The sequence below is a fragment of the Halothece sp. PCC 7418 genome (assembly GCF_000317635.1).
In the GTDB taxonomy this organism is placed as follows: Bacteria; Cyanobacteriota; Cyanobacteriia; order Cyanobacteriales; family Rubidibacteraceae; genus Halothece.
On the sequence record NC_019779.1, the window covers coordinates 2,428,099 to 2,446,161 of the forward strand.

Here is an 18,063-nt window from a genome sequence, read left to right on the forward strand (position 1 = left end):
TTATTGTTCCTCCTCAATCAAGATGAGTTTTTTCTTTTCTCTACTGACATCAACACAACTCTTATTATCCTCTCTAGGGGAGGTAGCACAGCAACAACAGCTTGCACAACAAACGGTTAAGCCCCTCCCTGGAGAATTAAATCAAATTCCCGTTTTTAATAGTAACAGCCCTGAATTAATCGAAAGCGAAGGGATTTTACTCTCAACCTTTCCAGGACGCAAGAAGACGTTTCCCAATGCTCATCTCAACTTTCCGCTTACAGGGCGATTTGATATCTTTGCTCATCATGTAGCAAAACCACCTACCCCAGGGGATTTACGAACCCTTTACTTAGGAATCTTACTCCATAATCCCAGTCTGGAAACGGTAACAGTTGACATTCTTTCGGGTGCAAGTTATTTATCGCAGCCTGATGCACCCTTTATTGATCTCCCTTCTGTTTTAGCCAACCCTGACGGGAATGTTTATGCTGGTCCTGGAAGTCGGGTCATGAATGAACTGTTGCGCGATCGACATCAAGAAATCTTTCCCCAACAATTAACGATTCCCCCTCAAAGTAGCCGTTTAATCCTCAATCACCCGATCCCAGTTCGTCCCTTTGATCCGCCCTTAAATGGACGTTCCACTTATATCCGCCTCAAAAGTAATGGAACAATTTATGCTGCGAGTTTAGCAAAATACGCGCCAAAAACAGCAACAGGAAAAGAACGTGCGCCCTACCTATCAGAATGGAAAGCAATATTGCAAAATGAAAACTTAGTCACGCCGAGAGATCAAGCCCCAACCCCACCTCAACAACAGCAAGGAATTATTTATGGACGAGTGGCTGGCGTTTCTGGCGGTAACGAATGGGAAACAACGATCCCTGTTAATCTTCCTTCTCCAGGAAAAGCGATTGCTTATGGGATTAGTACCTTAACTGGGGGACGTTTGGGAACAGACCAAGTGCAAACTGCACCGATGTTAGTCCGCTATCCTGATACAGCATATCAAGCTCATGGGAATTATGGTGTTGAATATGATTTAACCTTTCAATTGCAAAACAGAAGTAATGAGGCGCGAGAGGTCAGTCTAAGTTTTGCGACACCTGTTAAACAAGATCAATTAAACCCAGACTTGCAATTTTTAGATCCTCCAACTGATCAAGTTTTCTTTCGGGGAACTGTCAAAATTTCTGATCAAGATGAGGAAGGAAACTCAAAAACTCGTTATTTTCATCTGGTACAAAACCGTGGTGAAAAGGGAGAACCTCTGGTAAAGTTAACCGTACCCCCACAAAGCGAGCGTCAGGTAAAAGTGCAGTTTCTCTATCCCCCTGATGCGACACCACCTCAAGTTTTAATGATTCGCACTCAGAATTAAGTTCTCTAGCGTTTCTTAGTCGGTTGAGGACAGTGACCAAAGAACAAAGAACAAAGAACAAAGAACAAATGAAAGTCATTGGTTTAATGAGTGGTACTTCCGTGGATGGCGTAGATGCTGCTTTAGTTGAAATTTCAGGACATCGGGAGAATTTAGACGTTACGTTACTTGCAGCCGAAACTTATCCTTATCCCGAATGGCTGCAGAGGGAAATTCTTGCAGTTTGTGCAGGCAAAGCCTTGACAATGAAAGAGTTTTGTGAATTAGATGACGCGATCGCGCAACAGTTTGCAAAACGCGCCCAACAACTCGAAAAAGATACGGGAACTGCTGCTGATCTCATTGGTTCTCACGGTCAAACGGTATTTCATCGTCCGCCACAAGACACCCTCGGCTACAGTTTACAACTGGGACGCGGTGCAGTGATCGCTCATCTCAGCCAACGCCCAACCGTGAGTAACTTTCGGGCTGCGGATATCGCCCAAAATGGACAGGGTGCGCCATTAGTTCCGAAAGTGGATGCGTGTTTACTCTCTCATCCCAGTCAGACGCGCTGTGTACAGAATATTGGCGGGATTAGCAATGTCACCTATCTTCCCCCTCGCTCTCAACCCGACTGGGACAATAAAATTGTCGGTTGGGATAATGGGCCAGGGAATAGCTTATTAGATTTAGCAGTGCAATGTCTCACAGGGGGAGAACAATACTATGATGAGAATGGACAATGGGCTGCTCAAGGAACGCCGAACTTAAAATTGCTGGAAAACTGGCTAGAAACAGACTTTTTTCAGCAACCGCCCCCCAAATCAACGGGACGGGAGTTATTCGGCGCAGATTACTTTGAGCGGGTGTGGAAACAAGCTCAAGATTATGATTTATCTCCTGCGGATTTGTTGGCGAGCTTAACGGAATTAACCGTCAGCGCGATCGCGCAAGATTATCAACGGTTTCTCCCCCAACTTCCTGAAACCATCCTCTTGTGTGGAGGCGGAAGTCGCAACCACTATCTGAAACAGCGACTACAACAAACGTTTCCTGAAGTTGAAGTCACCACAACCGATGCAGTTGGTTTAGATAGTCACGCCAAAGAAGCGATCGCCTTTGCGGTCTTAGCTTACTGGCGTTACTGGGATCAGTTCCCCAGCAATCTTCCCCAAGTTACAGGGGCGAAAAAATCCGTTCTTTTAGGCGAAATTGCGCCACCTTAGCAATCTGACTCAGCAGGAAGGCAAAAAACTGTTAAAGTAGGACTAAAGAATACTTTTTATTTAGAAAACTATCAATAGTAACTGAGATTATGTTATTCAAATCAACCACTCGTCACGTTCGGATCTACACCGCAGAAATTCAAGAAAACGAGTTAGTAGAAAGTAACAATGTCCTGACGCTTGATGTTGATCCAGATAATGAATTTAACTGGACCGAAGAAACATTAAATCAAGTGTATCGTAAATTTGACGAACTGGTAGAATCCCACAGTGGCGAAGACTTAACCGAGTATAATCTTCGTCATATTGGCTCAGATCTCGAACATTTCATTCGTCATCTCTTGGTCAGTGGAGAAATTAGCTATAACCTAAATAGTCGTGTTCTCAACTACAGTATGGGCGTTCCGAAAGTGGAAACGCCAGATTCTGAGGAAAAATATAAAATTAAATAAATCGACCAACCCCCGCTCTTCCTCTCTCCCGTCCAGTTTTCTTCTCATGGCATCGGAAAGTTTAATTGATGGACGAAGCTCAAAAAATTCTGCGTTGTTCGCTGAAGTATTGTCAAACCCCTAATTCCCTCAGCAGCCAGTTTTGCTCTCGCTGCGAAAGTCCCCTGATCCAACGCTATCTTTGGGTGGTGGGAACCCGTCTTGCACCAGCACAAATTCAGCAACTGATTGGTCAGCGCTATTTGGTCATCAGTGAGAAATTAGTCTTAGATACTCAGCCTGGGATTCCCCCCTATTTTCCAGAACGGATTCCACCTTGGCTGAAACCTTATTTAAGACTCAGTCCTTATCGCCTCCATATTCCGAAACTTTATGGACAAATACCAAGAGAAGACCCCACCCCTGATCACGACACGAAACCAGAACAGGGGAGTGAATCTGAGGTGTGGCTACTGGAATATGAAAACTTTTCTTCTTCGGTGCAAGAGAAGTTCGCTAAGGGAGAATTTCTACCCACCCTTGAAATAGCATGGTCATCCGCTTCTGGGATACGTCAGTTGAACTGGCTGTTGCAAATCAGTCAATTGTGGCAACCGATGGCAGCGCAAGGAGTGGTCAAAACCTTGCTGAGTCCTGAGTTACTGCGGGTGAATGGTTCTGTGGTGCAGCTACAAGAACTAGAAGCCGATCGCGCAACTGTAACTCTCAAAGATCTTGGAAAAATGTGGTCAAATTGGATCGCAGATGCGGATCAGACGATTGAGTCGTTCTTGCAAGACACTTGTCACCGTTTGCAAAAAGGAGAGTTAGACAACAGTGAAACTTTAACGGATTTACTGGAAGAAGGGTTAAGAGAAACCGCGCGATCGCAGCCGATTCACTATCAAATTGCGACCACAACCGATTCGGGTCCCAGTCGTTCCCACAACGAAGATGCTTACTATCAAAAAGAAGAAACCTGTGAGTTTCCTCCCACTCAAAAAGCGCTAGCCATTGTTTGCGATGGGGTGGGAGGACATCAAGGGGGGGAAGTGGCTTCCCAATTAGCGATCGAGCACCTGCGCCAAGAATTCCAAAATCTGCCAGAACTGTCTCCGAAACGGGAAGTGGTAACCGAACAGATTGAAAAAGCGATCAGCAAGGTCAACGATATCATTTGCGACCAAAATGATGTGGAAAATCGCAAAGCCCAAGAACGCATGGGAACCACTTTGGTCATGGCGTTAGGGCATAATCATGAAATGTATGTTACTCATGTCGGAGATTCCAGAGTCTATTGGATTACTACTTCTGGTTGTTATCAGTTGACTCTTGATGATGATCTTGCCTCGCGTCAAACCCGTTTAGGTCATTTGTTATATCGCGAGGCTTTACAACAACCTGCAGCAGGAAGTTTAATTCAGGCGTTGGGGATGAGTTCTTCTAAACTCCTCCATCCGACGACGCAACGTTTAGTTCTTGATGAAGATTGTGTTTTTCTCCTTTGTTCTGATGGACTCAGTGATAATGGCTTAGTTGAACAATATTGGGAAGTGGAAATTTTGCCAGTATTAGAGGCAGACAAAGATTTGGATACAGTCGCCCAACGACTGGTTGCATTAGCCAATAACTTGAATGGGCATGATAATGTTACGGTGTCTTTGCTCCAATGTTCCCTCTCGGAACTGCAAGATCACGGAGCGTTAACCCTTAATCTGGCTGAAGTAACCCAGATTCAAACGAGCAAGGAAAAGGGCTCAACCCTGGCATCCCCCACAAACAAACGACAGCAAGGGGTGATGTTGCTGTTATTAATTTTAGCTTTGGTCATGGGTGGCATGGGAATGGCATATTGGTTATTCCCCGAGGTGCGACAATCTTTAGATCAATTTCAGGAACAGTTGAGATCGAAACCCATGCGCGATCCCTCTGATTTGCCCTCTCCTGATTAATGAGTCTGTTAAGGTCGGTGATTGTTATTTGGTCACTGCTCACTGCTCACTGGTAACTGCTTTCGAGAACGTTACAATTGGTGCAAACGGGTCTGTCAGCATCAAAAAAGAAATGAGTGAATCGAAACACCGCATCTGTATTTTAGGGGGGGGATTTGGTGGCTTGTACACCGCCTTACGCCTCAGCCAACTTCCTTGGGATCACCACGGTGTTCCAGAAATTACTTTAGTCGATCAGCGCGATCGATTTTTATTTACGCCACTTCTTTATGAATTACTCACCGATGAGTTGCAAACTTGGGAAATTGCTCCGCCCTTTTCAGAAATTTTAGCGGATACGAGTATTGAGTTTGTGCAAGGTACGGTTACGGATCTTAATGTTAAGAGGCAACAAGTTCAAATTGCCGATCAGCCCTCGCTTAATTATGACTCGTTAGTATTGGCAATGGGGGGAAAAACGCCCATGGAAATGGTGCCTGGGGCGCAAGAATTTGCTTTTCCCTTTCATAGCTTAAAAGATGCTTATCAACTAGAGGAAAAACTGCGGAGTCTCGAAAACAGCGATCGCGAGAAAATTCGGATTGCGATTGTTGGTGGGGGCTACAGTGGCGTAGAATTAGCCTGTAAATTGCGCGATCGCGTGGGGGATCGAGGTCGGATTCGGATTATTGAACGGGGAGAACTGATTCTGAAAACTTCCCCTGATTTTAACCGCGAGACCGCCCGCAAAGCCCTTGTGGATCGTGACGTTTGGATGGATACGGAAACCAGTGTCGAACGCATAACTGCCGATGAAATCACCTTACTATATAAAGGTCAAAGTGACACCATACCAGTTGATATTGTTGCTTGGACAGTGGGAACAACTGTTCCAGAATTAGTAAAAAATTTAGATCTCCCTCACCATGAAACGGGTAAGATAAAAGTAGAGCCAACGCTGCAAGTAGAAGGACATCCTGCAATTTTTGCCTTAGGGGATCTTGCCTTTTGTCAAGATGGAAGCGGGAAAGTTGTTCCAGCAACGGCACAAGTGGCGTTTCAACAGTCCGATTACTGTGCTTGGAATCTTTGGGCTACTCTGACGGGTCGTCCTTTGCTTCCTTTCAAATATTACAATCTTGGTGAAATGCTTGTGCTGGGAACAGACAATGCAAGTTTAACTTCCCAAGGGGTCAAGTTAGATGGAATAGTCGCTTATTTAGCCCGTCGTCTGGCTTATCTCTCGCGGATGCCGACACCAGAACATCAGTTAACGGTTGGCTCAAATTGGATTACACAACCACTCTCTAGGCTATTATCGAACGTTTAGTATGTCAAAACCAGAGGTTATTTTTCTCGACGCGGTGGGAACATTATTTGGGGTCAAAGGAAGTGTGGGCGAAGTCTATAGCGCGATCGCGCGGAGTTTTGGCGTTCTCGCTTCCCCACAAGCCCTCGATACGGCTTTTGATCCAGTGTTTAAAAGTGCCCCGCCACCCGCGTTTCCCGATGTTTCCGCTTCTGATCTGCCAAAAGCAGAGTTTCAATGGTGGCGCGATATAACTTATCAAACATTTCAAGAAGTCGGTGTCGTCCATAAGTTTTTGGATTTCGACATTTTTTTTACCCGTCTCTATAATCATTTTGCAACCGCGAATCCATGGGAGTTATATTCGGATGTGATTCCCTGTTTACAACATTGGCGCGATCAAGGAATTCAACTGGGGGTGATTTCTAATTTTGATTCCCGTCTCTATCGCGTCTTAAATGCCCTTGATCTGAAGCGTTTTTTCACGACAATCACCATTTCTTCAGAAGTGGGGGCTGCTAAACCCGATCCGAAAATCTTCCAAAGCGCGATCGCGCAATATCACGTTTCACCTGAACAAACGTGGCATATTGGGGATAGTCGTCGGGAAGATTATGAAGCTGCAAAAGCACTGGGAATGCACGGATTTTTATTGAAACGCAAAAGTTTGGTTCTTAAATAAGCGTCCACACTGCATTTCCTGTAATCATTATCCCAATCAAAGTAATCGCGATCGCGCCGAGAATTGGCAGTTTTTGTAACCCGATTTCGGCTTGAGGCAACTTTTGGAATTGTGTTTTTCCGTAAATAAATAAAGCCCCTAAACTAATTAAAGTAACGGCTAAGCCAATACTAAAGACTAAAACTAACATCAAGCCATAGCCAATTTTTCCCAGCGCGATCGTGCTTAATAATAACACTAATGCAGCAGGACAAGGGACTAATCCCCCAGAGATTCCTAAAGCAAAAATATCTCGCCAAGAAGCAGATGTAGCTTCATGATGATGATGGTGATGATGGTGATGATGATGGTGATGTTTAGATTGGGGTAATCTTTTACGAATTAAATTTAAACCAATCGTGAAAATAATGACTCCAGAAACTAAACTTAACCAAGGGGATAATTGTTCGGGTAAAATATATTGAGAAGCAAACCAAGCCATTAAACCAAACACAAAAACACCGATGGTATGAGTGATGGTTGTGGTTAATCCTAAGACCACGGCTTGTTTGAAAGTGGCTTTTGTTCCCGCTAAATAAGCACTAATCATGGTTTTACCATGTCCAGGAGAAAGAGCATGAAATCCCCCCCAAATCAAAGCCCCAAATATGGCAATGAGTCCCCCTTGTGCGCCTTGAAAAAAGGGTAAAGCGATCCCATTATTTTGAAAATTTAGAGCAAGGGTGAACTGTTTATTCGTCGCATTAAAAATATGCGTTTTTATATGATCTCCCCAACGAATCGTCGCGAGACAGTGGGCTGTGGGGAGACTTGGTAATCCCATTCCTAAGTTAGTGGGAAAGAGATTATATTTAATCTTAAGTTTTTCGAGAGACTCTCTCCAAGTATAATTCAAATTGAGAGTGGTATGAGTTTCGGTTGTAATTTCTGAACTAGAAGGAACAACTAATTCAGCATTAGGTGCAACAGTGAGCGTTCCTAGAGTATCATTTTGATTCAATAATTGAACGCGATCGCGCAAAAAAGTTTCTAAATCAGTTTCATTGTTTCTAACTTCTTCCGCTTCAATTTTGCCATTATTATTCTCATCAGCAAAGCGAATAAAATCAATGGGTAAGGTAAACTGAATCACCGCTTGTTGGCTTGAAATCTTAATATTAGCGAGAGATAAATCATTGATATGGGCGACTGTTTTGGCGGGAAAAATAACAGACATCAACAAAGTTAAGATAACCCCCAAACATCCCCAAATGAACCATTGAAATCGTTTCATTTTTCTCATTTTTTAATCTATCAAGCGTACATCAATTATACATTTTCGCTAGAGTCAAGCACTCGCTCACCCCAATCAATTTGAGATAACACAGAGTTTTTCCACTTCTTGAATGTCACTTGAGATTTCAGAGATTGTATAATAATTAATTATCATTTTTGTTAAACTGCAACTATAGCAATATGATCTCATTACTAGCTCAACATTACGATCCCCCTTACTAAGGGGGGAATTAAAGGGGGAATCCCAACTAAAAATTTATAACTGATTTAGGATTGCTCTAGTAACTTAATCATAACTGATAATTCGAGAAACAAGAATTGATGAATCACTTAAAAACAACTTTAAAACAGCGTCGTCAAAAACTCGCCCAAACCTTTCCCGATCCAGTCTTATTATGGTCAGGTTGTGCGCCCTCGCGTAACTTTCCCGCCAATACCTTCCCCTTTCGCGCCAGCAGTCATTTCCTGTATTTTGCAGGATTAAATCTCGAAGATGCAGTCATTGAATTAGACAATGGAAAATTAACCCTTTTCCTTAATAATCCTTCCGCAGAGAGCATTTTATGGGGGGGAGAAAAGCCCAACCGCGATGACATTGCAGAAACGATTGGGGCTGATCGCGCTTATCCTTTATCAGAATTAACAACTTATCATTCGGAAGCAGCAACGATCGCGCTGTCGAATCCGATGATTGTCCAACAACAAAAAGAGGTTTTAAAGCGAGACATTCCCCAACCGACACAAGCAACAGGAGAAGATCAAAAATTAATAGAAGCGATTATTAATCTCCGTTTATGTCATGATGAAAGCGCGATCGCGCAAATTCGTCAAGCAGCAGCCGTTTCCATTCAAGCCCACCAAGCAGGGATGAAAGCAACCCAACCTGGAAAAACAGAAGCAGACGTTCGCGCTGCCATGGAAAGCGTTATGATTGCTCATAATCAAACCTGTGCTTACGGTAGCATTGTCACCTGTCATGGTGAGGTTTTGCATAACGAAGATTATTCCCACACCTTACAAGCGGGAGATTTAATCTTAGCCGATGTGGGTGCAGAAAGTCTGATGGGATGGGCTTCTGATATTACTCGCACCTTTCCCGTCAGTGGTCAATTTTCCGCCACGCAGCGAGAGATTTATGATTTAGTCTTATCCGCCCATGATGCTTGTATTGAAGCGGTTGCGCCTGGGGTAGAATATAAAGACATTCATTGGCAAGCAGCAAAAATCATTGCAGAAGGCTTAGTGGAGATCGGGATTTTGCGCGGGACGGTCTCTGATCTGCTAGAAAAAGATGCTCACGCCCTGTTTTTCCCTCACGGTGTCGGACACTTATTAGGCTTGGATGTTCATGACATGGAAGATCTTGGCGATCGCGCAGGATACGCCCCTGGAAGACAGCGCAGCCAACGCTTTGGTTTAGGGAATTTACGGCTCGATCGCGCTTTGCAACCTGGAATGACCGTCACCATCGAACCAGGTTTTTATCAAGTCCCTGCAATCTTAAACCAAACCAAAACCCGAGAACAGTATCAAGACATGATAGATTGGGAACGGCTTGCTCAGTTTGCTGATGTCCGAGGCATTCGCATTGAAGATGATGTTTTGGTGACATCGGAAGGAGCAGAGGTTTTAACCGCCAAGCTACCTTCTCAGCGCGATCGCGTCGAAGCCCTCACTCATGCTTAAGACTGAAACTTTTTCATCAAGACAGCAAGACAACTGTCCGATGATAAAATTAAGAATTGTTAAACTTATTCCTTGACTGTCACTCAAATAGGGACTTGTTGTGTTATGAAAACCGCATTAATCGTTGAAGATAGCCAAACTGACCAAAATTTCTTTAGTGGTCATTTACAGAAAGCAGGATTTTCTGTCACCGTGGTTTCGAGTGTGGAAGAAGCAGAAACCAAAGTTAAAGCCAGTCAACCAAACATCATTATTTTAGATGTTATCTTACCTGGTCAGAGCGGTTTTGAACTTTGTCGGACGCTCAAATCTCAAGACGAAACCAAAAACATTCCCATCATTATTTGTTCCACTAAAGAAACCGATGTTGACAAAATGTGGGGTGATATGTTAGGTGCAAATGCTTATCTAGTGAAGCCCGTTGATCCCACCGAATTTATGAATACTGTGAACAAACTGGCTTAAGTCGTCATGTCAGAAAAAACCCCCTTAGTTGGAATTATTATGGGCAGTGATTCCGATTTGCCCACAATGCAAAGCGCGATCGCGCTGTGTGAAGACTTTGCCGTTCCCTATGAAGTCGCGATCGTTTCCGCTCACCGCACTCCCAAGCGGATGGTGGATTATGCCCAAACAGCCGTTGATCGCGGGTTAAAAGTAATTATTGCGGGGGCTGGGGGGGCTGCCCACTTACCTGGGATGGTTGCTTCTCTCACGCCATTGCCTGTGATTGGTGTTCCCGTCAAAACTCGTCACTTACAAGGCGTTGACTCTCTCTACTCCATTGTGCAAATGCCTGGAGGAATTCCCGTCGCAACCGTTGCCATTAATAACGCGAAAAATGCTGGTCTATTAGCGATACAAATGATTGCAGCATTTGATTCGGAATTATTGAAAAAAGTAGAAGATTATCGCCAAGAATTAAAAACCTCTGTCATGGACAAACAAAATCGACTCGATGAGGTTGGGTATCAGGAATATTTAAAAGACTTTGAGAATTGACATCCTCCCCTGCCTAAAGGCTAGGGGATTCAGATTCAGCAATTGCTTGCTAAAACCTCCTCTCTAAACGAGGGTTACTAGGCTGACCGCCTAACAGCTAGTCATACATCCATCTGGAAACCAGACATCCTGCCAGTTCAGGATTAGTCGTAACTTTCTGGGGGACCCCCAGTAGATGACCGTTAACGTCATTGTACGATTGTAGCACAAGAACGTCCTAAAGGACGGGGTTTTAAACCCGTGATTTACTGATAATTTTTGTTCTTTGGTCACTGGTCACTGATCACTGGAAAGAGGGAAGGGGGGAAAAGTTGTTACTGCTGCTACTAGGGGGAATTACGCCTTTGTTAAAATGGGGATAACAGAAGGAGTAGTAAAATTAGCGACTAAAAACAAGTTAAGCTACTTTAACCACTAGTCTAAAACTGACCCTCTTTGAAGGTCAATCAAAACCATGAATACAGACCAAAATATGAGTGAAAATACAAATTCCCCGAAACCCAAAATTCGTGTGGAAAGTCTCGTCAAAATTTTTGGGGACAATCCGCGCGAAGGTCTCAAATTGATGCGAGAAGGTCATACCCGCGATGCCATCTTAGAAAAAACGGGCAATGTGGTCGGTGTCGGCGGTGTTTCCTTTGAGATTCAAGAGGGGGAACTCTTTGTCATTATGGGCTTGTCAGGGTCTGGAAAATCGACGCTCATTCGTTGTCTCAATCGTCTGATTGAACCCACTAGCGGTCAAGTGATTGTGGATGATGAAGATGTTGCCCACGTTGACCTCGAAAGACTCAGAGAAGTCCGACGCACGAAAATGGCAATGGTGTTCCAAAAATTTGCCCTTTTCCCCCACCTGACAGTTGCTGAAAATACCGAATATGGCTTAAAAGTGCGTGGAATTGACGAACAGCAACGTCGCAATAAAGCCCTAGAAACCCTCGAAATTGTTGGACTCCATAAATGGGCGAACCGTTATCCGTCTGAGCTCAGTGGCGGGATGCAGCAACGGGTAGGACTGGCGCGGGCTTTGGCAACCGATCCCGATATTCTCTTGATGGACGAAGCCTTTGGCGCACTTGACCCGTTGATTCGTAGGGATATGCAGGCGGAGTTGATGCGCTTACAAGATGAACTGCACAAAACCGTTGTCTTTATTTCTCACGACATTCACGAAGCCCTTAAAATTGGCGATCGCGTTGCGGTGATGAAAGATGGTTACTTTGTGCAAGTGGGTACACCCGAAGAACTGGTGACGAATCCTGCTGATGATTACATCCGTGACTTTATGATGGATGTCAACCGCGCCCAAGTTCTCAAAACAGGCTCGATTACCCGCAAAACCATTCCCTTTATCCTTGGACATGGGTCTGTGCGTTCCGCATTAGAACAAATGCAACGACATCGACGAGAGGAAATGTACGTGGTTGATCGCAACAATTCTCCCATTGGTGTCGTGACAACTCAGGCTTTAACAGAAGCGTTAGACGCAGGGAAAGACGATATTAAAGAGGTGATGAACACTGACTTCCCGCAAGTGGAAGCAAGCACGACCATTGAAGAAGTTGCCCACCTGTGTCAACAGGATCTCCCTCTGGCGATTATTGATGACGAAGGTCAGTTCAAAGGCGTTGTTGAACATTCTGATATTCTGGCGAGTATCGGTCGCATTAAAGACGAAGATGACGACACGGTAGAAACCGAAAATCAACCCCAACAAATTGCTGTTTAACTAAGGTCTAGCAATTCTCGGATACGTGAGGGACATTCTAAATTTTGGTTCTTTGTTCTTTGTTCTTCGTTCTTTGTTCTTTGTTCTTTGTTCTTTGTTCTTTGTTCTTTGTTCTTTGTTCTTCGTTCTTTGTTCTTTGTTCTTTGTTCTTTGTTCTTTGTTCTTTGTTCTTTGGGAAATTAACTAATAACTAATAATCATTATGCTCGATCCATTTCAAGAGACAATCTGGCCCCTCGGTGATCAAATTGAAGCGATCATCGACTTCATTGTCGATAACTTTCGTTTTATTTTTAATGATTGGATTGGTCAACCGGTCGGGGTGGTTTTACGGGGGATTCAATCCTTTTTCCTCTTTCTCAATCCCATTGTTTTTTTAGTCATACTCCTTGGTATTGCCTGGCAAATCGCCAATCGAAATCTCGCCATTTTCAGCGTTGTGGCGATGACAGTTGTCGGCTTAATTGGGGCATGGGATGAATCCATGATTACCCTTGCCCTTGTTTTAACGGCGGTTTTCTTTTGTGTCATTATTGGCATTCCTTTGGGGATTTGGGCTGCCCGCAGCGATCGCTTTGCCAGTCTGATTCGCCCCGTTTTAGATACCATGCAGACCCTTCCTGCGTTTGTTTATCTCGTCCCTGTCGTGATGTTATTTGGAACAGGAGAAGTACCTGGGGTGATTGTCACCTTTATTTTCGCCGTTCCGCCTTTAATTCGTTTAACTAATATTGGCATTCGCGGTGTCCCTGAAGACGTGGTAGAAGCGGCCAAAGCCTTCGGTTCAACCCCACAGCAAGTGTTATTACAAGTGCAAGTTCCCCTCGCGATGCCGACCATTTTAGCGGGCGTTAACCAATCGCTGATGCTTGCCCTATCGATGGTGGTTATCGCCTCCTTAATTGCGGTAGAAGGCTTAGGACAAATGGTTAACCGTGGGATTGGTCGCTTAGATGTGGGCTTAGCTGCAGTCGGCGGAATTGGCATTGTTTTATTAGCCATTGTGCTCGATCGTATTACCCAAGCGGTGGGGAGTACCGACAAAGGACGACCCCATTGGAAACAACGCGGTCCCATTGGTTTTGTTCTGAACTTACTGAACAAAAATAAAGCTCAGAAAATTCCTCAAGAATCTTAGTTTGATTGGCGCTCAAGCACAGCATTTGATCCCCCTTTAACAAAGAAGAACCTGCTTGGCTTGTAGGATGGGCAATGCCCACCCTACCTTTTTACAAATGAGACCATATTGCTATATATTCATTAATAATTATTTGATATTAGCTGCTCATAAGAGGTCTCTAAAGATTCCCAAAGGGCATGGGCCTCGGCATAGGCTTCCTTGGGTGAAATCTTTCCTGCTGTTTCTAAATTGGCGATGTAACCCATGCGTTGGGCAAACTCTTGTAAGTTGGCATTAAAAACAAGGTTTTCGGGTTTCACGGTGCCATGGTAGGAGGCATGAGGATAGAGATACTGATTGAGTGTCATAATTATTTTTGCCTAAATTTTATTTTCTATTAACCTAATTTTAACCTACTAAATACTAGTTGACTTCCGTAGCAACCACAGTTCTAAAGTGAGTTACTTTAGTAAGTATCACTTCCCAATTAACATAGCTAAAAATGTTAGAAAAATTTACTAGCATCTCAGACAGTCGCACTAATCTCACAGAAGGCGATGCGATGAAAGTTGCTCAAATTCTGGAAGCCAGCCCCAACGAAGTTTATATTGTTGATCGGACGACGTTAACCATTGAATATGCCAACCCGAGGGCAACTCGTAACCTTGGGTATTCTCTAGAAACCTTACAGAAGATGACGGTGTTTGATATTGCTACGGACTTAAATGCCGTCGATTTCAATGAATTAGTCACTCCTTTAATTAATCATGAAGTGACACAGATGAATTTAGAGACTATTCATCGTCGTGCTGATGGCAGTATCTATCCGATTGAGGTGTATTTACAATTAGTTGAAAAAGCAGAAAAACTCTCTTTTTTTGCGATTATTATTGATATAACAGAACGGAAAAATGTGGAGCAATCGTTACAAGATAAAAGTAAAGAATTAGCCAATGTAGCAAATAATATTCCAGGGGCGATTTATCGATTACATTACTTTGGGGATGGAACAATTGATGTTGAATATGTCAGCGATCGCGCAGCAGAAATCTTAGAAGTTTCCCTCAGTGATCTTTATGCAGATTTTAATCATTTTATCAATTTAGTTCATGAAGCCGATCGCGATCGGTTTTCCCTCTTCCTACAAAATGGCTTCACTGATTTAACCCCGTCTTGCTGGGAAGGGCGTTTAGTTACGCCATCTCAAGGTTTAATTTGGATTCAAGTTTGTTCACAAGCCCAACAACAGAGCGATGGATCCGTGATGCGGTATGGTGTTTTATTGGATATTACTGCACAAAAACAAGCGGAATTAGCGTTACAAGAAAGTGAAGAAAAATTCCGTCAATTTGCAGAAAATATTGATGATATTTTTTGGATGATTGATCCCCATTTAAAGCAGCTATTTTATGTTAGTCCCGCTTATGAAAAAATTTGGGGTTATCCTCCAGATGCTGTGCTGGAAAATCCGCTAAATTTTCTCCAACGGATTCACCCTGACGATCGACCCACTGTGGAGAAAGTGATTAGCCAACCGATTTTAGAAAAACATGATACTGAATATCGGATTATTCGTTCTGATGGTGAAATTCGTTGGTTGCGCGATCGCGCTTTTCCAATTAAAAATCAAGCAGGAGAAATTGATCGAGTTGCGGGGATTGCCCAAGATATTACAGAAGAAAAACAAGCGCAAGCAGAAATTCATCATAACCGAGAATTAAAAGAAGTCATTTTTGATGAAGCAACAGACGCGCTATTTTTAATTAATCCTGAAACCTTTACAATTGTCGATTGCAATCGCAGAGCAGTGGAGTTATCCCAAGCGGAAAGTAAAGAACAACTCTTGCATCAACCAGCCGATTACTTGTATAAAAAAACATTATCACAAGTTAAACAACTGATTCAAGAAGAAGGAACTTGGACAGAAGAAATTATTATTCGGACATTGCATGGACAGGAATTTTGGGGAGATGTTGCTTGGACAGAAATTCAGGTGAATCAAACGTCAATGTATTTAGTGCGTGTGACTGATATCAGTGATCAAAAAGCCTTTGAAGCCGAATTAAAAACCACTAATGAATGTTTAGAATTAACCAATCAGGAATTAGAACGAGCAACGAAGTTAAAAGACGAATTTCTGGCGAGTATGAGTCATGAAATTAGAACCCCTCTCAATGCTATTTTAGGGATGTCAGAGGCTTTAAAAGAAGGGGCTTTTGCAGCCATTAATGAGCAACAACAACAAGCAGTAAAAACAATTGATACTAGTGCGAGACATTTATTAGCTTTAATCAATGACATTCTCGATTTAGCAAAAATACAATCGGGAACCGCCACCTTAAACTTTGAACAAGTTAATATTAAAGCCTTATGTGAAAGTAGTTTCACTTTTATTTCTCAACTGGCTTCTCGTAAAGGAATTGACTTAAAAATTCAAATTAATACTGCTGCAAATCGTCTGAATACAGATGAATTACGGATGCGACAAATTCTGATTAATTTACTCAGTAATGCGGTTAAATTTACAGATAAAGGTGGAAAAGTTACCCTAACGGTAACGGAAGATTATTATCGAGAAAATATTTTATTTAATGTTAGTGATACAGGAATCGGTATTCCCCAAAACGAAATCCCTCAATTATTTGAACCGTTTGTGCAATTAAATAGTGAATTCAATCGTAACCATGGCGGAACTGGACTCGGGTTATCTTTAGTGCGTCGCATTACAGAATTACTCGGTGGAAGCATTGGGGTTGAAAGTGAGGTGGGGAAAGGAAGCACGTTTTCTGTTAAGTTACCCTACACCGATGTCTATTGTATTTCTGGTGAAGTTTCTGGTGAAGTCAGTTCTCACTTATCAGATCAACAGCTGAATCAGATCTATCCTTCTTCCCCAATCTTAGTCGCCAATTCCGATCAACCCACCCTTGATACCACCTGTAGTTATTTCGAGGCTTCTGGTTATGAAGTGCTGGCGATCAATACCATGGAACACTTGTTCTCAACATTGTCGGCGGTGACACCGCAAATCATTATCATTGATTTATCCAGTTTTGAAGTGACAGCAGAAAGCATTATCCCCTCCCTCAGACAAATCACTGAGTTAGAAAAAACACCAATTTTTCTTCTCATTACACAAATAGAATCGGTTGAGATAGAAGAGAAACTGGGGGCTTTTGAAGCGAGTTATTATTTAGTGAAGCCTATTCGCTTACGGAACTTACTGAATCAGGTTCAGAAACATTTAATCGAGGAATTTCAATGGTAAAAATTGCCCCTTGTGGTTCATTATCTTCAACATAAATTTTACCCCCATGGGCGAGAACTGCCATCTGACAAAAGGCTAGTCCTAACCCCGTTTGGTTAACATCACTATGCTGAACGCCTGTTTCATATTTCTTAAATATTTTCTGCTTAAAGGAATCACTAACCCCTTTTCCTTGATCAAGCACTTTCAGGATCACTTTTTCGGATGTATCTAAAAGTTGAAGTTTAATTTCTTTGCCTCGGGGAGAATACTTTAAGGCATTGGATAATAAATTATTAATAATCCGTGAAAATAAATGGGAATCCACGGCTGCGAAATCATTTTCAGCTTTTAATTCGGGCGTAATGGTGATTGATTTTGCGGACGCGATCGCGCTAAATTCTTGAACCAGTTTTTCTAAAAAAGGCTTCAGGGAAGTGGAAGTTGGGTTTAAAACTAAACGCCCTGTTTCTAACTTCGCCATTGTCAGTAAGGTTTGAATTTGTTCTTCTAACCGTTTCCCCGCAACACTAATTTGTTCCACTTTCTTACTTTGTTTATCATCTAAGTTCGTAAACTTGAGCATTTCGCAAGATAAAACAATGCTGGTGACTGGATTTTGTAAGTCATGAACAATAATTTCCGCCATTTCTTCACGGCGTTGCAACAATAACTGAAGATTGTCATATTGTTGCTTAATTCGGATCATGGAATGCAAGCGCGATCGAAGCTCAATCCAGTTTAAAGGCTTACTAATAAAATCATCCGCCCCCGCTTCTAAACACCGTGCCAAATCTTCTTTTCCCGTTAATGCAGTGACCATAATAATCGGGATATATTGATAATCAGGATTATTTTTTAAGTAAGAACAAAATGTAATCCCGTCAATTTCTGGCATCATCACATCCAGCAAAATCACATCAACTGGATTTTTTTCTAACCAGCGGAGGGCGCGAGAGGCATTCGCTGCGTAATAGAGTTTGTAATTTTCCCCTTCTAATAGAGCCTCAATAACATCAAAATTATTTGGTTCATCATCAACAATCAGTAAAGATGGGTAATTATTCATCATTTTTCTTG

General features: G+C 42.8%; 15 protein-coding genes. 12 read left to right on the forward strand and 3 right to left on the reverse strand.

The window, feature by feature from the left end; translation table 11 throughout:
- Nucleotides 1-22: 22 nt before the first annotated feature.
- The 6 genes from PCC7418_RS10910 (at nt 23) to PCC7418_RS10935 (ending at nt 6,924) form a co-directional block, all read left to right on the forward strand.
- A complete protein-coding gene (locus PCC7418_RS10910) occupies nt 23-1,363 on the forward strand; it encodes a DUF3370 domain-containing protein (RefSeq protein WP_015226237.1) in 1,341 nt (446 codons plus the stop codon).
- A 32-nt stretch (nt 1,364-1,395) separates the two neighbouring features.
- Nucleotides 1,396-2,571 carry an anhydro-N-acetylmuramic acid kinase gene (locus PCC7418_RS10915; RefSeq protein WP_255348255.1) on the forward strand — a complete coding sequence of 392 codons (1,176 nt, stop codon included), beginning with the start codon at nt 1,396-1,398 and terminating at the stop codon, nt 2,569-2,571.
- A gap of 89 nt (nt 2,572-2,660) precedes the next feature.
- Complete coding sequence (locus PCC7418_RS10920) at nt 2,661-3,023, forward strand: NAD(P)H-quinone oxidoreductase subunit M (protein WP_015226239.1); 363 nt, start codon at nt 2,661-2,663, stop codon at nt 3,021-3,023.
- Nucleotides 3,024-3,091: 68 nt separating this feature from the next.
- Entirely contained in the window at nt 3,092-4,954 is a 1,863-nt protein-coding gene (locus PCC7418_RS10925; protein ID WP_015226240.1) for a PP2C family serine/threonine-protein phosphatase, read from the forward strand.
- Nucleotides 4,955-5,066: 112 nt separating this feature from the next.
- The gene (locus PCC7418_RS10930; RefSeq protein ID WP_015226241.1) at nt 5,067-6,263 is read left to right on the forward strand and encodes an NAD(P)/FAD-dependent oxidoreductase; all 1,197 of its coding nucleotides are present in this window, start codon (nt 5,067-5,069) and stop codon (nt 6,261-6,263) included.
- 1 nt (nt 6,264) lies between these two features.
- On the forward strand, nt 6,265-6,924 hold the full coding sequence (locus PCC7418_RS10935) for an HAD family hydrolase (protein ID WP_015226242.1): 660 nt from the start codon (nt 6,265-6,267) through the stop codon (nt 6,922-6,924).
- Here PCC7418_RS10935 and PCC7418_RS10940 read toward each other — a convergent pair.
- A complete protein-coding gene (locus tag PCC7418_RS10940; protein WP_015226243.1) occupies nt 6,917-8,197 on the reverse strand; it encodes a nickel/cobalt transporter in 1,281 nt (426 codons plus the stop codon). The two genes, PCC7418_RS10935 and PCC7418_RS10940, sit on opposite strands and share 8 nt — an antisense overlap.
- Before the next feature lie 323 nt (nt 8,198-8,520).
- On the opposite strand from PCC7418_RS10940, the gene PCC7418_RS10945 reads away from it, so the two are divergent.
- The 5 genes from PCC7418_RS10945 (at nt 8,521) to PCC7418_RS10965 (ending at nt 13,754) form a co-directional block, all read left to right on the forward strand.
- Nucleotides 8,521-9,885 carry an aminopeptidase P family protein gene (locus PCC7418_RS10945; protein ID WP_015226244.1) on the forward strand — a complete coding sequence of 455 codons (1,365 nt, stop codon included), beginning with the start codon at nt 8,521-8,523 and terminating at the stop codon, nt 9,883-9,885.
- A gap of 105 nt (nt 9,886-9,990) precedes the next feature.
- The gene (locus tag PCC7418_RS10950) at nt 9,991-10,350 is read left to right on the forward strand and encodes a response regulator transcription factor (protein ID WP_015226245.1); all 360 of its coding nucleotides are present in this window, start codon (nt 9,991-9,993) and stop codon (nt 10,348-10,350) included.
- Nucleotides 10,351-10,356: 6 nt separating this feature from the next.
- Nucleotides 10,357-10,887 carry a 5-(carboxyamino)imidazole ribonucleotide mutase gene (gene purE / locus PCC7418_RS10955; protein ID WP_015226246.1) on the forward strand — a complete coding sequence of 177 codons (531 nt, stop codon included), beginning with the start codon at nt 10,357-10,359 and terminating at the stop codon, nt 10,885-10,887.
- 454 nt (nt 10,888-11,341) lie between these two features.
- Complete coding sequence (locus PCC7418_RS10960; RefSeq protein ID WP_015226247.1) at nt 11,342-12,616, forward strand: glycine betaine/L-proline ABC transporter ATP-binding protein; 1,275 nt, start codon at nt 11,342-11,344, stop codon at nt 12,614-12,616.
- 202 nt (nt 12,617-12,818) lie between these two features.
- On the forward strand, nt 12,819-13,754 hold the full coding sequence (locus PCC7418_RS10965) for a proline/glycine betaine ABC transporter permease (RefSeq protein WP_015226248.1): 936 nt from the start codon (nt 12,819-12,821) through the stop codon (nt 13,752-13,754).
- 122 nt (nt 13,755-13,876) lie between these two features.
- On the opposite strand, the gene PCC7418_RS10970 is transcribed toward PCC7418_RS10965, so the two are convergent.
- Nucleotides 13,877-14,104 carry a hypothetical protein gene (locus tag PCC7418_RS10970; protein WP_015226249.1) on the reverse strand — a complete coding sequence of 76 codons (228 nt, stop codon included), beginning with the start codon at nt 14,102-14,104 and terminating at the stop codon, nt 13,877-13,879.
- A 134-nt stretch (nt 14,105-14,238) separates the two neighbouring features.
- On the opposite strand from PCC7418_RS10970, the gene PCC7418_RS19415 reads away from it, so the two are divergent.
- Entirely contained in the window at nt 14,239-17,004 is a 2,766-nt protein-coding gene (locus PCC7418_RS19415; protein WP_015226250.1) for a PAS domain S-box protein, read from the forward strand.
- Here PCC7418_RS19415 and PCC7418_RS10980 read toward each other — a convergent pair.
- Nucleotides 16,940-18,055: a hybrid sensor histidine kinase/response regulator gene (locus tag PCC7418_RS10980; RefSeq protein ID WP_216086637.1), complete on the reverse strand. Its 1,116-nt coding sequence runs from the start codon at nt 18,053-18,055 to the stop codon at nt 16,940-16,942. The genes PCC7418_RS19415 and PCC7418_RS10980 overlap by 65 nt on opposite strands.
- Between the last annotated feature and the right edge of the window lie 8 nt (nt 18,056-18,063).

Excerpts from the sequence above, each read along its gene's own strand:
- PCC7418_RS10950 (WP_015226245.1), top strand. The coding sequence starts at position 9,991 with ATGAAAACCGCATTAATCGTTGAAGATAGCCAAACTGACCAAAATTTC.
- PCC7418_RS10970 (WP_015226249.1), bottom strand. The coding sequence starts at position 14,104 with ATGACACTCAATCAGTATCTCTATCCTCATGCCTCCTACCATGGCACC.
- PCC7418_RS10930 (WP_015226241.1), top strand. The coding sequence starts at position 5,067 with ATGAGTGAATCGAAACACCGCATCTGTATTTTAGGGGGGGGATTTGGT.
- PCC7418_RS10940 (WP_015226243.1), bottom strand. The coding sequence starts at position 8,197 with ATGAAACGATTTCAATGGTTCATTTGGGGATGTTTGGGGGTTATCTTA.
- PCC7418_RS10965 (WP_015226248.1), top strand. The coding sequence starts at position 12,819 with ATGCTCGATCCATTTCAAGAGACAATCTGGCCCCTCGGTGATCAAATT.
- PCC7418_RS10935 (WP_015226242.1), top strand. The coding sequence starts at position 6,265 with ATGTCAAAACCAGAGGTTATTTTTCTCGACGCGGTGGGAACATTATTT.
- PCC7418_RS19415 (WP_015226250.1), top strand. The coding sequence starts at position 14,239 with ATGTTAGAAAAATTTACTAGCATCTCAGACAGTCGCACTAATCTCACA.
- PCC7418_RS10925 (WP_015226240.1), top strand. The coding sequence starts at position 3,092 with ATGGACGAAGCTCAAAAAATTCTGCGTTGTTCGCTGAAGTATTGTCAA.
- PCC7418_RS10980 (WP_216086637.1), bottom strand. The coding sequence starts at position 18,055 with ATGATGAATAATTACCCATCTTTACTGATTGTTGATGATGAACCAAAT.
- PCC7418_RS10960 (WP_015226247.1), top strand. The coding sequence starts at position 11,342 with ATGAATACAGACCAAAATATGAGTGAAAATACAAATTCCCCGAAACCC.
- PCC7418_RS10945 (WP_015226244.1), top strand. The coding sequence starts at position 8,521 with ATGAATCACTTAAAAACAACTTTAAAACAGCGTCGTCAAAAACTCGCC.
- PCC7418_RS10920 (WP_015226239.1), top strand. The coding sequence starts at position 2,661 with ATGTTATTCAAATCAACCACTCGTCACGTTCGGATCTACACCGCAGAA.
- PCC7418_RS10910 (WP_015226237.1), top strand. The coding sequence starts at position 23 with ATGAGTTTTTTCTTTTCTCTACTGACATCAACACAACTCTTATTATCC.
- purE (WP_015226246.1), top strand. The coding sequence starts at position 10,357 with ATGTCAGAAAAAACCCCCTTAGTTGGAATTATTATGGGCAGTGATTCC.